This is a genomic window from Leifsonia aquatica H1aii, from assembly GCF_000633535.1.
Lineage (GTDB): Bacteria > Actinomycetota > Actinomycetes > Actinomycetales > Microbacteriaceae > Leifsonia > Leifsonia aquatica_A.
In genome coordinates, this window is sequence record NZ_AYMR01000020.1 from 1 (window position 1) to 13,681 (window position 13,681).

The following is a 13,681-nucleotide window of genomic DNA, read 5'->3' on the forward strand; positions in this document are numbered from 1 at the left end:
CACGCCCTTTTCCGCGCCGTTTCGGCCTTCGAAAGGGCGTGTCGCGCCCGTTCGCTGTGGAGTTCCTCACAGGGCACGGCACCGGAGGGGCGCGCACGGGGCGGTGGGAGGTTGTCGCCTACGATGAATGCGGGGCCCACGGCCCCGCGTCCGTGTCGTCCGTCCATCCGGGAGGTGCCATGCCGAAGCGGCCCACGCTCCCCACCGCGGCACCGAAGGCCGAGAGGCCGTCCGCATCGGACCCGTCGGAGGCACCGCCCGCCGGAGGGGCGCAGAAGCCGGGATCCGGGAAGCCGGAGCGATCCCGGAAGCCGGGATCCCGGAAGCCGGAGCGATCCCGGAATCCGGGCTCCCAGAAGCCGGAGCGATCCCAGAAGGCGTCCCGGACCGACACGCGGCCGACCACCCGGACCGTCGCTCCCTCACTGGCCGCGCCGAGCGGCACCGGGCGGTGGTTGCGCGGCATCCACTTCTCGGCGTTCTCGCTGGTGATGATGGGCATCCTGGTGCTCGCCGTCGTCATCCTGGCCCCGACGCTCCAGGCCTTCGCCCAGCAGCGGGCGCAGATCGCCGACCAGCAGGCCGCCGTCGATGCCCTGACGAGCCAGGTGGATGCGGCCAAGGCGCAGCGCGCCCGCTGGAACGACCCCAGCTACATCCGTGCCCAGGCCCGCGACCGGCTCTATTATGTGATGCCGGGCGAGACCAGCTATCTCGTCGTGGACGACCGGCCGCCCGCCGCGGCGCACGCCGACGACGCGGTCAGCTCGAAGATCCAGAAGACCCGCACCGACTGGGTGGGGTCGCTCTTCGGCTCCTTCATGGGGGCGGGGCTGACCGAGGCGACGCCCCAGCAGCTGAGCGGGCAGGGCGGCACCCCGACCCCGAATCCCACCCCGACCAAGTGAGCACCGCACTATGACCAGACCGCCGTTCGATCCCGTGACCGACGAGGACATCGCCGTCGTCAGCCGTCAGCTCGGCCGTCCGGCCCGCGACGTGGTCGGCATCGCCGCGCGCTGCGTGTGCGGGCGCCCGACCGTCGTCTCCACCGCCCCGCGGCTCGCCGACGGCACGCCGTTCCCGACCTTCTACTACCTGACCCATCCGGTGGCCACGGCGGCGATGTCGACGCTGGAGGCGAACCAGGTGATGAACGAGTTCAACGACCTCCTCGCCGACGACGAGGAGGTGCGCGCCCGCTACGCCGCGGCGCATGAGCAGTTCCTCGCCGACCGCGAGTCCATCGCCGTGGTCGAGGAGATCGCCGGCATCTCGTCCGGAGGCATGCCGACGCGGGTGAAATGCCTGCACGCGCTCGCGGCGCACGCGCTCGCCGCCGGTCCCGGTGTCAACCCGGTCGGCGATCTCGCGCTCGCCCGCGGCGGGTGGTCGCCCGAGGTCTGCGAGTGTCAGGTCGACGTGACGGAATGAACGGGGCCCCGGGGGGAGTCCGCAGGACGGGCGGTGGACGCGCGCGCCGCACGCTCGCCGGTGTGGCCGCGACGCTCGCGTTCCTTCTCGTGGCGCCCACGGCGGCGCACGCCGACCAGGTCCGTGACCTCGAGTACTGGCTCAACGACTACGGCTTCACCTCCGCCTGGCAGACCACGCGCGGCGCCGGCGTGAAAGTGGCCGTGATCGACACCGGCGTCGACGGGAGTGTCCCCGACCTCGCCGGGGCGGTCGGCGCCGGCACCGACGTCTCCGAGGTGGGCGCGCCGAACGGCCAGAAGCCGCTCGGCGACGGCGACGCGGCGAACCACGGCACCTGGGTCGCCTCCCTGCTCGCCGGCCGGGGCACCGGCGACGGCAACGGGATCCTGGGCGCGGCCCCCGAGGCGACGATCCTTCCGGCGTCCGTCGCGCTCGGCAAGGCGATGGGGCCCGTCGGCAGCGACGACCAGATCGCCCAGGCGGTGCGCTGGGCGGTCGATAACGGCGCCAGCGTGATCAACATGTCGTTGACCCGCAACACGCTCGACTGGCCCACCAGTTGGGACGACGCGTTCCAGTACGCGTTCTCGCACGATGTCGTCATCGTCGCGGCCGCAGGCAACCGGGGGAGCGGCACGACCGAGGTGGGCGCCCCCGCGACGATCCCCGGGGTGCTGACCGTCGCCGGCGTCGACCGGCAGGGCACGGCGAGCTTCGATGCGTCCTCCCAGGGCATCACCATCGGCGTCTCGGCGCCCAGCGAGCAACTGGTCGGAGCGAATCCCGGCGGCGGCTACGTGCAGTGGGAGGGCACGAGCGGAGCGGCCCCGCTCGTCTCCGGTGCCGTCGCCCTGGTGCGTGCGGCGCACCCTGAGCTCAAGGCGGCCGACGTGATCGAGCGGATCATCAAGACCGCGCGGCCGGTCGCCGGAGCCGTCCCCAGCCCGATCTACGGCTTCGGGTTGCTGAACGCGGCGGCCGCGGTCACCGCTGACGTGCCGCACGTGACGGCGAATCCGATGGGCGATCTGACCGAATGGATCCGCGTCCATCGGCGCGCCGTGACCCCCACGACCCCCGCTCCGACCGCCGATCCGCAGGCCGCTCCGGCCCCGGAGAAGCTCGCACCCGAACGCGCGATAGGATGGACGCGGTTCTTCTGGCCGCAATGGAGCGTCCTCACCACCTTCTGGATTCCGTTCGCCGTGATCTCCGGTTTCGTGTCTCTCGCCGCCCTCGGCGGGGTGGGCGCGTGGCTGCATTTCAGGCGAAGGGTGCGCAGGGGGTAGATTAACACCCATTGTTTCGTGTTGAGGAGACGCATCACTGTGCCCAAGATCCTGATCGTCGGCGGAGGCTACGCCGGTTTCTACACGGCGTGGAAGCTCGAGAAGCAGCTGCGCAAGGGTGAAGCCGAGGTCACCATGGTCGACCCGCTGCCCTACATGACGTACCAGCCCTTCCTTCCAGAGGTCGCGGCAGGCTCCATCGAGCCGCGTCACGCGGTGGTCGCGCACCGTCGCCACCTGAAGAGCACGAACGTCATCACGGCGAAGGTCACCTACATCGACCACGCCAAGAAGACCGCCACCATCCAGCCGCCGGTCGGCGAGGCGTACGAGTTCGCGTACGACATCGTCGTCGTGACGGCCGGTGCCGTGTCGCGCACGTTCCCGATCCCGGGCGTCGCCGACCAGGCCGTCGGCCTCAAGACCATCGAAGAGGCGGTGTACATCCGCGACACGATGCTCACCAACTTCGACAAGGCCGCGACCCTCCCGGCCGGCCCCGAGCGCGACCGCCTGCTCACCACCGTGGTGGTCGGCGGCGGCTTCGCCGGCATCGAGATCTTCGCCGAGCTGCGCTCGTTCGCCAGCGCTCTGCTGAAGCGCTACCCGGAGCTGTCCTTCGAGGACACCCACTTCCACCTCATCGAGGCGATGGGCCGGATCATGCCCGAGGTCAGCCTCCCGACCAGCCACTGGGTGATCAAGAACCTCGCCGAGCGCGGCGCGGAGATCCACCTCGACACGCAGCTCACCAGCGCCGTCGACGGCGTCATCGAGCTGTCCACCGGCGAGTCGTTCGAGACCGACCTGATCGTCTGGACCGCCGGCGTCATGGCCAACCCGACCGTGGTGCGTCACACCGACCTCCCGATCGAGGAGCGCGGCCGTCTCCGCGTCCGCGCCGACCTGCGCGTCGGCACCGACGAGGAGATCATCAAGGACGCCTGGGGCGCCGGCGATGTCTCGGCTGTCCCCGACCTGACCGGCGCCGGCGTCGGCGGCTACTGCGTGCCGAACGCCCAGCACGCCGTCCGCCAGGGCAAGCTGCTCGCGAAGAACATCGTCGCCGACCTGCGCGGCGAGCTGCCGCGCCAGTACTTCCACAAGAGCCTCGGCGCCGTCGCGGGCCTCGGTCTCGGCATCGGCGTCCTCCAGTCCGGCAAGCTCGCCTTCAAGGGCGTCCTGGGCTGGCTGGCGCACCGCGCCTACCACGGCCTGGCCATGCCGAGCTGGGAGCGCAAGTGGCGCGTCATCTGGGGCTGGTGGAACAACTTCTGGCTCGGCCGCGACATCGTGTCGCTCGAGGCCCGGCAGACCCCGCGCGCGGTCTTCGAGGAGTTCGCTTCGCGCCCGAAGCCGGCCGTCGAGGCTCCCGCCGAGCCGGCCAAGGCTCCGGCCAAGAAGGCTCCCGCCAAGGAGCCGGCCGAGGCCGCAGCGAAGTAGCGCGACCCGTCCGATCCCAAGGCCCGGTCCCCGCAGCAGCGGGGCCGGGCTTTCGGCGTTCCGGGGCCGGTCTCGCTATTCCGGGCCGGTCTGACTCTCGCGGGCGCGACTCGCGCGCCGAGCGGAGACGTTCAGCCGGTGACGCGTGCGCGCCCGCCGCTGGCGTCGCGGACCGCGTCGACGGCGGCGTCCCGCTGTGCGGCCGGGAGCGCCACGACGAGCCGCACCGCTGCGCCGTAGTCGACGTCGGGGACGGTGAAGCCCTCGGCATCGGCCCAGCGCCGGATGCGCTCGGCATCCGCGTAGTCTGCCGTGACCGTGATCGTGGTCTCCGGGATCCGCTCGACCACCTCCGCATCGAGCAGCGCCGTGGCGATCGCGTCGGTGTAGGCGCGGACGAGTCCGCCTGCCCCCAGCTTGACGCCCCCGAAGTAGCGGACCGCCGCGCCGAGCACGCCCTCCAGATCCTGGTGGCGCAGCACTTCGAGGATGGGGCGGCCCGCGGTGCCGCTCGGCTCGCCGTCGTCCGACATCCCGGAGTGGCCGCCGGCCAGGAGCGCCCAGCAGACGTGCGAGGCGCCCGGGTGTTCGGCGCGGAGGCGCGCGATCTGCTCCGCCGCCTCGTCGCGTCCGGCGACGGGCACGGCGAGGGCGAGGAATCGGCTGCGGCGCACCTCCAGCTCCGCGTGAGCGGGGGAGGAGAGCGTGCGGGCCATCACTCCACGCTACGGGATCCGGCCGCGCGTCACTCGTCGGCGATTCCACCCAGGATCCCGGCGGCGCGCTGCAGCACGGCGCGCTCGTCCGGGGTGAGAGCGGCGAGGCTCTCCCGGAACCAGCGGTGGCGCTGCTCGCGCGCCGCCGCCGCGAGGGTGTCTCCTTCGTCGGTCGGGGCGAGCAGCACCCTGCGGCCGTCGTCCGGATCGGGGGTGCGGACGGCCAGGCCCAGGGAGGCCAGGCGGTTCACCGTCTGGCTCATGGAGGCCGGCGTGACCTTCTCATGCTCGCTCAGTGCGCCGAGCGAGGTCGGGCCGGAGCGGTGGAGGTGCCCGAGGGCCGACATCGCGGCGTCCCCGAGCTCGCCGCTCGCGCGCTCCGTGCGGAACCGCCGGTAGATGCGTGCGACCGCGCGCGTCACGGCTTCGTCGAGATCGCGGATCCCGTCGGCGTCGGTTGCGTCGTCCTGCATAAGTCTTTAGTATACCTAAAGAAGTAGTTAACACACCTGAATGATCTGGAGTCGTCACGACCGCCACCGACCGCACCTCGACGAAGCCCTTCGGCTGGCGCTTCACCGCGCCGCTGCTGCTCGGGTCCACCCTCAACCCGATCAACAGCTCGATGCTCGCCACCGGCCTGCTGGCCATCGGCCTCGACTTCCACCTCGGGCCCGGCAAGACCGCGAGCCTCATCTCGGTGCTCTACCGGTGCAGCGCGATCATGCAGCCGACGATGGGCAAGCTGTCGACCGTGTTCGGTCCACGACGCGTGTTCGTCTCCGGCATCGTCATCCTGCTGATCGCCGGAGTGGTCGGCGCCGCGGCACCCGGCTTCGGCTTCCTGCTGGTCTCGCGGGCCCTGATCGGCATCGGCAGTTCGGCCGCCTACCCGACCGCCATGGCGATGGTGCGGCGGCGTGCCGACGAGCGGCAGGTCGGCGTGCCGTCCCGGGTGCTCGGGAACTTCTCCATCGCCGCCCAGATCACCGCGGTCGTCGGTCTGCCGCTCGGCGGCATCCTCGCGGGCGCCTTCGGCTGGCGCGCGCTCTTCCTGGTGAACGTCCCGCTCGCCCTCATCGTGCTCACCTTCACGCTGATCGGCGTGGAGAAGGACGCCCCGCGCGAGCGCGGCGGAGTGCGCTCGCTCCTGGTGTCGGTCGACCTGCCCGGCATCGGGCTGTTCGCCGCCACCGTGGTCAGCCTCCTGCTGTTCCTCTCCAGCCTGTCGGCGCCCGTCTGGTGGCTGCTGCCCGTCATCGTGGTGTGCGGTGCCGGCCTCATCCTCTGGGAGCGGCGGGCGACGCGCCCCCTCATCGACGTGCGGATGCTCGGCAGCAACGGGCCGTTGCAGCGCACCTACCTACGGCAGACCCTCTCCGCGCTGGTCAGCTACTCGACCCTGTACGGCGTCAGCCAGTGGATGGAGCAGTCGGCCGGCTACTCCGCCACCCAGGTCGGGCTCATCCTGCTGCCGCTCTCCGGTATCAGCATCGTGCTCGCGCGCATCGTGTCGAACCGCGGCTGGGTGCGCAGCCCGCTCCTGCTCGGTGCCGTGGCCATCGCCGCGGCGGCCGTGCTGCTCCTGCTGATGAACGCGCACACCAGTGTCTGGCTGCTCCTGCTGATGGCGGCGCTCCTCGGCGTCGCCAACGGTCTCACCGGCTTCGCCAACCAGGCCAGCCTGTACGTGCAGGCCCCCGCGGGCGAGATCGCCGTCGCCTCCGGCCTCTACCGCACCTTCGCCTACATCGGCGCGATCTTCTCCTCCAGCCTCATCGGCATCACCTTCGGCGAGGCGGCGACGGACGCCGGCCTCCACACGCTGGCGTGGGTGATGGCGGCGATCGGTGTCGCCCTGCTGGTGATCACCGCCGCCGACCGCCGGATCCCGCGCGGGACGGCGGGGGAGCGAGGCTAGGGCACGACCCGGTCCGCGAGCGGAGGCGCCTCCATCCGTGACGGGACGCCGTGCCCCCAGTGGGACTCGAAACCGAATGCAACCTCTCTATCTATCGCGAGTGCTGGGCCAATTCGCGGAATTATGCAGATTATCGATCACGAAAGACCTATTTCAATCAGGGGGCAGCGGGCGATTTGCGGGCGATAGGAGGGCGAAGAGTGCGGGGCTCGATACCGGCGCGGCGGTCCAGCTCCACGCGAATCGCGATGTTCAGAAACGCGCGCGCCGCCTCCCGGAAGCACCCCTCCCGGCATTAATAGGGCGTGTGCAAAGCACCGTGAGCCCGACACGGCTCCAGGAGAACAATGCCGTGAGTTCGGCAAGCCGAGACCTCCTCGGTGAAGGGCCCGAGAGATGGGGGAAAGAGCGCCCCGCGCAATGGCTGAAGGTTGTGACTGCACAGATCATTCGATGACGGCATATGTCGACGCTAGCGACGTCGACTCGCGTCAGTTCGCGCCCGCCCTCGACGCGGTGCTCGAATAGCCCCCATCGCACGCGCGGTCTAAGTAGAGGCTGGCGCGCGTCCAAGCCTGATCGGCTTTGGCATTCAGCTAACAGTACGTTGACTCGCCTTTCAATCTGTGACGCGACGCTCCAGCTCGACTCGCATGGCGATGTTCAGGACTACCTTGTCTGCCACTCGGAGGCAGTGTTCGCGACTCCGCTTACCTGGGGAGCGTATGCCACCATACGCCTCGACGAGTGACGTAGATCTGGTCGGGACTGGCTATCACGTGCCGCCAAGGGGCGGCTCTAGATTGTCCGAGCTTGGGCAGTTATCCTGGCCGCGCAACATCCTCACGGGGGGGGTCTGTGGGGAGGATCAATGAAGATCTGGGGGATCTGACTATGAAACGAGCTGTAATTCAGAGGACTGTTGCCTTTGCGGGGGCGGCTGTGCTTGCATTACTGACCGTCGCGGCAGCAAGGCCGGCGGCGGCCGATCCGGCCTCTCCTGGAGATGCGCCGAAGCCGGTCGCGGTGACCAAGGTCATCGATCGGACGTCCGAAAAAATCCCGGTGGACGTCACTGCGGTGAAGGCCCTGCAGGCGAGTGAGTTGGCGGGTGCGACGAACCCGCAGGCGGTCGCGGTCAAGCCGGTGCCGCTCCCGGATGGCGTCACGCTGCAGCCCGGGGAAACCCTTCAGGTGAACTACAGCAATGGTGTGGCCGTGCATCAGGCCATCACGGCCGCATGCACCTCCACCTCTACCGTCGACACTCCGTATGTGTCCGGCGGCTACGCGTGGTCGTACCATTCACACGGGATCAGCTCGGGCTGCTCGAACTCGGCATCGGTCAACGGCATCCTGTCGTCCTACGCGCCGCCGTTGTGGTGGCAGAGAGACTTCCAGACGGTCACGGTTACGCCGGGCTCGTCGCTGTACTGGGCGACGAACAAGAAGTGCGTCAATAGCGGAAGCAAGACATGGCATTCCGAGAACGCGATCGGTTCGTCGGACACGGCTCTGTCGCCCGACAAGAACCTGGCGTGCAACCCGGGATAAGGATGGAACGTAGGAGCTAGGAGGAATCATCATGGTCGCAACCGACGTCCACACACAGAAGAGCTCACGAGGACGCAGCGTCCCGAGGATCGTCTCGTCGATCCTTCTCGGCGTCGCCATGGGGATCGTTGCTTACTACCTCATCGCGGTGGCGGCGACGGCACAGATACCCGGCAACTTCACGATCAACCCGTTGGCTTTGGTCATGGTTGCCGTAGTTGGTGCTGGCGCTGTCGTCGCCAGCTGGAGGTGGCCAACGACGGGCCTCACCGCGGGAGTCCTTATCCTCCTCCTCGTGGGCCTCGCTGTTGCCGGCCGAATGGCGTGGTCATCATCCAGCGCGGACTGGCTGAATCCGTTCAACGCGGTAGCCTTCGGAGCGGCAAGCGGGTACCCGGCGCTGCTGGGTGCAGTGCTGACCACGGTGTCCGCGCTGCAACTGCGATCTCGAAAGATCAGGTAGCTGAATTACAAGCAAGACGCACCTGTGGCGTCTGTCCTGGCCTGATCCTCGCCGGACGTCACAGGTGCGTTAATCGTGTCCTAGAGCATCTGCTGCAGTGATGTTGCGATCTGGGCCAGTCCGATCCTGACTGTGACCACTAAGGTCGCGATCTCAAAGTCAGTCACCCGTGAGGATGAGCCGGGGCCGCGGCCCGTTAGAACCGGTGATGATGATCGGTATCCCGCGCAGAGCGGTCGCCGTGAAGGACCACCGAGTTGCCCGGAACGACGCTCGGGGCGTTGATCTCCCACGGAAGGAGAAGGCGCACACGTATCTTTCGCATGAGCAGGTCCACGCGTTTGCAAGCGAAGCCGGGCAGTGTTCTACGCTTGTACGCACCCTCGCCTACCGGGCATTCGATGGGGCGAGGCGGCGGGGCTCCGAGTGAAGCACCTGACATGTTGCGCGCGGGCTCCATGTGGAGGACGATGCCGTGAACGTCGGAATTGAAGTCGTCGTTGGTGCGCCGGAGAGCCACAGGATGCGGTCGGGCACATTCCCGAAGTTCCTCGCGGAGGACCTCGCGCGACAGAGCGAAGGCAAGATTGCAGGAGCAGCTGGAATTCGGCGACGGACACACACATCACCACGCCCGACTGGGCAGGCGGTTGGTTTCACTACGCACGGAAGCCGTCGGGGCCGCCCGCTTCGCTCACGATCCACGACTTGTGGCACACCGCAGCGTCGCTCGCTATCGCGCCCGGAGCGAACGTGAAGGCAATCTAGCCATGGTCGGCCATGCCTCAACAGCGAGAACGCTCGACGTCTACGGGCACCTGTCCGATGACGACCTGGACGCCGTCTCCGCAGCCCCCGATGACGCTGTTGCGAAATCAGATGTGGACAAGAACTAGGCAAACGGGGTGAGGGGCTGGCTTGGAGCTGCTTTGATCCCAGTTTTTCAAGGGATTTGACGCCGTTGGGAGGGTGCCCCCAGTGGGACTCGAACCCACACTGAGGCGATTTTAAGTCGCCTGCCTCTGCCAATTGGGCTATAGGGGCCCGGCGACCATCGTAGCGAGCGCCGCGCGGGCGGCGGGGCTACGGGAGAGGGGTGGCGTTACTTGCCGCGGTACGGCGACTTGACCATCTGCACGATGGCCGCGAGCGCGGTCACGCCGCCGACGAGGACGACGAGCGAGATGATTCCGATGAGAACGCCTGACATACGCACAACGGTACACCTCGTGGGCCTTGCCAGCGGCACACCGGCGGGGGAGGGTGGGCGCATGATCCGGATCGGCTCGGTGGTGTGGGGTGTGCGGGATGTGCAGCGCGGGATCGCGTTCTGGTCGGCGGTGCTCGGCTACGAGCCCGTGTATGAGCCGGACACCGATTGGGCGCTGCTCGCTCCCGTGTCGGGGCACGGCCCGCGGCTGGCGCTCAAAGAGGTCGGCGCCGAGACCAACCGGGCCCCGCACCACCACCTCGACCTCTATGCGGACGATCAGGCGGCGGAGGTCGCCCGGCTGATCGGGCTCGGCGCGGCGGAGGTGGAATGGGACTACGAGGACGGCGCCGACTACGTCGTTCTCGCCGACCCCGACGGCAACCGGTTCTGCGTGGTCGCGGCCGGCCCGGCGGCCAGGGAACCCGACTGAACCGTCCTCGCGCCCCCGGCGCGCCCGGGCCGGACGAAAGCGTTGTGAGAGGTCCTTCAGGGCCTACATAGCTCACATTCACGTCGGCATCGCACACTGTTCTCGGCACCCTTTCTGGTGAGGTGTCCTCCCCCGGCCGAGGCTCGCGATCCCCCGATACCTGCCTCGGCCGGGTTCTCTTCGTCCGGTCCCGGATAGGCTCGACGGGTGACCTCCGACCGGTGCCCGTGCCTGAGCGGCCAGACGTACGACGAGTGCTGCGGGCCCCTGCATCGCGGTGAGCCCGCCCCCACCGCGGAGCGGCTGATGCGGTCGCGGTTCAGTGCGTTCGCCCGCGGCGACGCGGACTACCTGCTGCGCAGCTGGCACCCCTCCACCCGGCCCGCCGCGCTCGATCTCGACGACGGCCTGCGCTGGTACCGGCTCGACATCCTCCGCACCCAGCGAGGAGGGCCGTTCGACCGGGAGGGCGTCGTCGAGTTCCGCGCGTTCCACCGCGGTGCGGAGCGCGGCGAGCTGCACGAGACCTCCCGCTTCGTCAAGGACGCCCGGGACTGGTTCTACGTGGAGGCGCTCTAGGGTGCACGGTGGGGAGACGACCCGGCTGATCGCCTGGAGCGACGAACTGCGGAGTGTGCACACCCGGCTCCGGGACGCGCTGTCCGTCGTGCGACGCGCGCTCGAGGCGGGGGAGTCCGCACGGGTCGCGAGCCGGGACCTGCTCCTCTACTGCCACGGCTTCTGCTCGGCGCTCACCGGGCATCACGAAGGCGAGGATTGCGCGCTCTTCCCGGCGATCGAGGCCGCCCACCCGGAGCTCCGGGACACGCTGGTGCAGCTGTCGCACGATCACACGATGATCGCCCACCTCATCGGAGGCCTGCAGTCCGCCGTCGACGCGGCTGCGGCCCCCGAGGAACTGGAGCGGCACGTCGTCGGCATCGCGGCGATCATGGAGAACCACTTCCGCTTCGAGGAGCGCCGCCTTCTCACCGTGCTGGAGACGCTCGCGTTCGACGCCGACCCGGGTCGGGTGCTCGGGCCGCTCTAGGTGCTCCTCCCGGGGACGACTGCTAGCGGGCGGGTTCCACGTAGCGCTGCCAGAGCCACACCGACAGGCTGAGCACCGCGAAGACCAGGGCGGCGATGGTCGCGACGATGAGGCCGCTTCCGGCCTCGACGAGGGAGGCGACCGGGAGGAGCAGGGCGAACAGCAGGGTGTAGACGACGAGGCTCATGCCGGTCCACAGCAGGCGGCTCCACTGGAAGATCGCCCGGCCGGCCAGACCACCCACCGGCAGCAGTGCGATGGCGCTGGAGCCGATGCCGACCTGGGCCAGGGCGTTGGCGCCCTCCAGCAGGAAGGCCGACACCCCGCCGGTCGGCGCGGGCAGGATCCCGGTGAGCAGCCAGGCGAGCACGCCGAGCGCGGCCGTGGCGGAGATCTGGACGGCCGCGATGCGCCCGCGGACGATCCGGCCCAGCTCCGGGGCGATGGTCACCCCGAGCACCAGGCCGAAGAGCAGGGCGGGCTCGAGACCGAAGAGACGCGATCCGAGCGCGGCGACCGCCACCAGCACGAGCAGGCCCGGCCTGACCGCGACGGGAGGCACAGGACGGCGGAGCTGCCGAGCGAGGCCACGGGCGGCGAGCACCCAGACGGCGTTGACCAGGGCGATCGCGACCACCACGGCGACGAGCAGCCGCAGGTACGCGCCCGGATCGGTGATGGAGGTCGACAGCGTCACCAGCGCGGCGGCGATGACCCCGGTGAGCGGCGCCAGCCAGCCCGGGCGCGACGGTCGGGTCGTCGTCGCCGCGGTCTCCCCGGCGCGGCCGCCGAGCAGGGCATCCGCCTCGCCGAGCTCGGTCCGCGAACGATTGCGACCGAAGATCGAGCCGCGCTCCCGCGGGACCGCGCCCTCGGCCGCGCGGGCCGCCCGACCCCGGGCGATCGTCGCGGCGAGCAGTCGGGCGGGCAGAGCGAGCAGGAGGAGCGCGGCCAGCGCGAGCAGCGCGGAGCGCAGCCAGCCGGGGAACGCCTCGGCCGAGACGACGGGCGCGGATGCCGTGCTGAACGGCGTCTCGATCCATCCTTTCGTCCCGGGGTGCTGCTGCCCGGCGGAGGGTGGCGCGGGAGAGGCGGCGCCCGGCGGAACCGTCGGTGTCGGCGTGGGGGTGGGCGTCGCGGTCGGGCTCGGCTTCGGCGAGCGTGTGGCCGGGGGGACCGCCGCCGTGCCGGCACCCGCGACGGTGACCGCGACCGTGTTGCTGCCGGCGCTGATGTTGCCCGCGGCGTCGCGTTGCAGTGCGGTGATCAGGAAGCCGCCGTCGGCCAGGGTCCCGGTGCACGCCCACGCGCTCCCGGCGACCGTGGCCGTGCAGGCGACGGTGGCGCCCGCCGAGGTGTTCGCGTACACCGTGACGACGCCGCCGTCCTCTCCGGTGCCGGTGAAGCTCATCGGTTCCCCACTGTTCACCGTGCTCCCGGGGGCGGGGGAGGTGATCGTCGGCGCGGGCGGCGCGACCGTGTCGACCAGGATGGTCGCCGGCGCGCTCGCCGCACTCCGGGTGGGGGAGAACGGCGCGACCTGGGTGGCCGTCACCGTGTGGCGGCCGTCCGGGATGGACCCGGTCAGCACGCACCCCCACGCGCCGGTGGAGTCGGCTGGGAACTGGCAGGTGGCCCCCGAGTCGGAGGTGACCGTGACGCGCGCGCCGGGGTAGGCGGTTCCGTGCACACCGCCGCCGGTCGCGCCGCCGTCCGAGAGGATCACCGGCGGCGACAGGACGGCGACGTGCGTCGTCGCCGACTGGCCGGTCGCGGCGGATTCGGCGCGCACGGTGACGTTCGGCCCGTCGGGCAGGGCACGGAGGTCGCAGGAGAACCGGCCGGAGGCGTCCACGGTCGCCGTGCAGCGGTTGGCGGCCGAACCGGCGGCTCCGGCGGAGACCGCGATGGTGTCTCCGGGATCGCCGCCGCCCTGGATCGTGAGGGGGAAGCGGGTGACGAGGTCGTCTCCCGGCTCATCGAGCGTGAGCGGTGACGGGGTGGGGGTCGGGGTCCCCGACGAGGGGAGGGCGCTCGACGGGTGGTCGGGGGAGGGGGTGCCGTCCGGGGCGGCGGACGCGGGAGCGGCGAGAGCGAGCACACCGGCGGAGGCGAGGAGCAGGGCGGACACGGCCAGGGACGCGAGCGCGCGACGGCGCGGTCC

The 13,681-nt window shown here is 70.2% G+C and carries 14 protein-coding genes and 1 tRNA gene; 10 read left to right on the top strand and 5 right to left on the bottom strand.

The features are described from left to right. Positions 1–118: 118 nt before the first annotated feature. Positions 119–502 (bottom strand): hypothetical protein, encoded by a 384-nt coding sequence (locus tag U870_RS24935; protein WP_240183745.1) that lies wholly within the window; start codon positions 500–502, stop codon positions 119–121. Between U870_RS24935 and U870_RS24940 the strand changes: the two genes are divergently transcribed. From U870_RS24940 to U870_RS0117425, 4 genes are read left to right on the top strand one after another with little or no spacing between them, the layout of a single operon-like run. After that, complete coding sequence (locus U870_RS24940; RefSeq protein ID WP_240183746.1) at positions 495–908, top strand: FtsB family cell division protein; 414 nt, start codon at positions 495–497, stop codon at positions 906–908. The two genes, U870_RS24935 and U870_RS24940, sit on opposite strands and share 8 nt — an antisense overlap. Before the next feature lie 10 nt (positions 909–918). Continuing rightward, positions 919–1,434: a DUF501 domain-containing protein gene (locus U870_RS0117415; protein WP_025158655.1), complete on the top strand. Its 516-nt coding sequence runs from the start codon at positions 919–921 to the stop codon at positions 1,432–1,434. Next, a complete protein-coding gene (locus tag U870_RS0117420) occupies positions 1,431–2,726 on the top strand; it encodes a S8 family serine peptidase (RefSeq protein ID WP_025158656.1) in 1,296 nt (431 codons plus the stop codon). The genes U870_RS0117415 and U870_RS0117420 overlap by 4 nt, the downstream gene beginning before the upstream one ends. Positions 2,727–2,765: 39 nt before the next feature. Then, a complete protein-coding gene (locus U870_RS0117425; RefSeq protein ID WP_025158657.1) occupies positions 2,766–4,169 on the top strand; it encodes an NAD(P)/FAD-dependent oxidoreductase in 1,404 nt (467 codons plus the stop codon). 131 nt (positions 4,170–4,300) lie between these two features. Here U870_RS0117425 and U870_RS0117430 read toward each other — a convergent pair whose 3' ends face one another. Further along, the gene (locus tag U870_RS0117430) at positions 4,301–4,885 is read right to left on the bottom strand and encodes an IMPACT family protein (RefSeq protein WP_025158658.1); all 585 of its coding nucleotides are present in this window, start codon (positions 4,883–4,885) and stop codon (positions 4,301–4,303) included. A 29-nt stretch (positions 4,886–4,914) separates the two neighbouring features. Further along, complete coding sequence (locus tag U870_RS0117435) at positions 4,915–5,358, bottom strand: MarR family winged helix-turn-helix transcriptional regulator (protein WP_052357798.1); 444 nt, start codon at positions 5,356–5,358, stop codon at positions 4,915–4,917. 116 nt (positions 5,359–5,474) lie between these two features. Here U870_RS0117435 and U870_RS0117440 point away from each other — a divergent pair, with 116 nt between their 5' ends. The 3 genes from U870_RS0117440 to U870_RS0117450 all read left to right on the top strand — a co-directional run bounded on the left by U870_RS0117440 (position 5,475) and on the right by U870_RS0117450 (position 8,823). Further along, complete coding sequence (locus tag U870_RS0117440; RefSeq protein WP_275886608.1) at positions 5,475–6,806, top strand: MFS transporter; 1,332 nt, start codon at positions 5,475–5,477, stop codon at positions 6,804–6,806. A gap of 942 nt (positions 6,807–7,748) precedes the next feature. Further along, positions 7,749–8,360: a hypothetical protein gene (locus U870_RS0117445; RefSeq protein WP_162819177.1), complete on the top strand. Its 612-nt coding sequence runs from the start codon at positions 7,749–7,751 to the stop codon at positions 8,358–8,360. Between the two features lie 31 nt (positions 8,361–8,391). Beyond that, a complete protein-coding gene (locus U870_RS0117450) occupies positions 8,392–8,823 on the top strand; it encodes a hypothetical protein (protein WP_025158662.1) in 432 nt (143 codons plus the stop codon). 970 nt (positions 8,824–9,793) lie between these two features. On the opposite strand, the gene U870_RS0117455 is transcribed toward U870_RS0117450, so the two are convergent. Further along, positions 9,794–9,867 (bottom strand) — tRNA-Leu (locus U870_RS0117455). Between the two features lie 227 nt (positions 9,868–10,094). On the opposite strand from U870_RS0117455, the gene U870_RS0117465 reads away from it, so the two are divergent. From U870_RS0117465 to U870_RS0117475, 3 genes are all read left to right on the top strand, one after another. Beyond that, positions 10,095–10,466 (top strand): VOC family protein, encoded by a 372-nt coding sequence (locus U870_RS0117465; protein ID WP_025158663.1) that lies wholly within the window; start codon positions 10,095–10,097, stop codon positions 10,464–10,466. A 207-nt stretch (positions 10,467–10,673) separates the two neighbouring features. After that, complete coding sequence (locus tag U870_RS0117470; protein ID WP_025158664.1) at positions 10,674–11,045, top strand: YchJ family protein; 372 nt, start codon at positions 10,674–10,676, stop codon at positions 11,043–11,045. Between the two features lies 1 nt (position 11,046). After that, the gene (locus U870_RS0117475) at positions 11,047–11,517 is read left to right on the top strand and encodes a hemerythrin domain-containing protein (protein WP_025158665.1); all 471 of its coding nucleotides are present in this window, start codon (positions 11,047–11,049) and stop codon (positions 11,515–11,517) included. Between the two features lie 22 nt (positions 11,518–11,539). On the opposite strand, the gene U870_RS0117480 is transcribed toward U870_RS0117475, so the two are convergent. Next, on the bottom strand, positions 11,540–13,648 hold the full coding sequence (locus U870_RS0117480) for an Ig-like domain-containing protein (RefSeq protein WP_052357801.1): 2,109 nt from the start codon (positions 13,646–13,648) through the stop codon (positions 11,540–11,542). Between the last annotated feature and the right edge of the window lie 33 nt (positions 13,649–13,681).

Bases quoted from the DNA above. Each gene is read 5' to 3' on its own strand.
- U870_RS24940 (WP_240183746.1), top strand. From the start codon at position 495: ATGGGCATCCTGGTGCTCGCCGTCGTCATCCTGGCCCCGACGCTCCAG.
- U870_RS24935 (WP_240183745.1), bottom strand. From the start codon at position 502: ATGCCCATCATCACCAGCGAGAACGCCGAGAAGTGGATGCCGCGCAAC.
- U870_RS0117415 (WP_025158655.1), top strand. From the start codon at position 919: ATGACCAGACCGCCGTTCGATCCCGTGACCGACGAGGACATCGCCGTC.
- U870_RS0117420 (WP_025158656.1), top strand. From the start codon at position 1,431: ATGAACGGGGCCCCGGGGGGAGTCCGCAGGACGGGCGGTGGACGCGCG.
- U870_RS0117430 (WP_025158658.1), bottom strand. From the start codon at position 4,885: ATGGCCCGCACGCTCTCCTCCCCCGCTCACGCGGAGCTGGAGGTGCGC.
- U870_RS0117435 (WP_052357798.1), bottom strand. From the start codon at position 5,358: ATGCAGGACGACGCAACCGACGCCGACGGGATCCGCGATCTCGACGAA.
- U870_RS0117450 (WP_025158662.1), top strand. From the start codon at position 8,392: ATGGTCGCAACCGACGTCCACACACAGAAGAGCTCACGAGGACGCAGC.
- U870_RS0117465 (WP_025158663.1), top strand. From the start codon at position 10,095: ATGATCCGGATCGGCTCGGTGGTGTGGGGTGTGCGGGATGTGCAGCGC.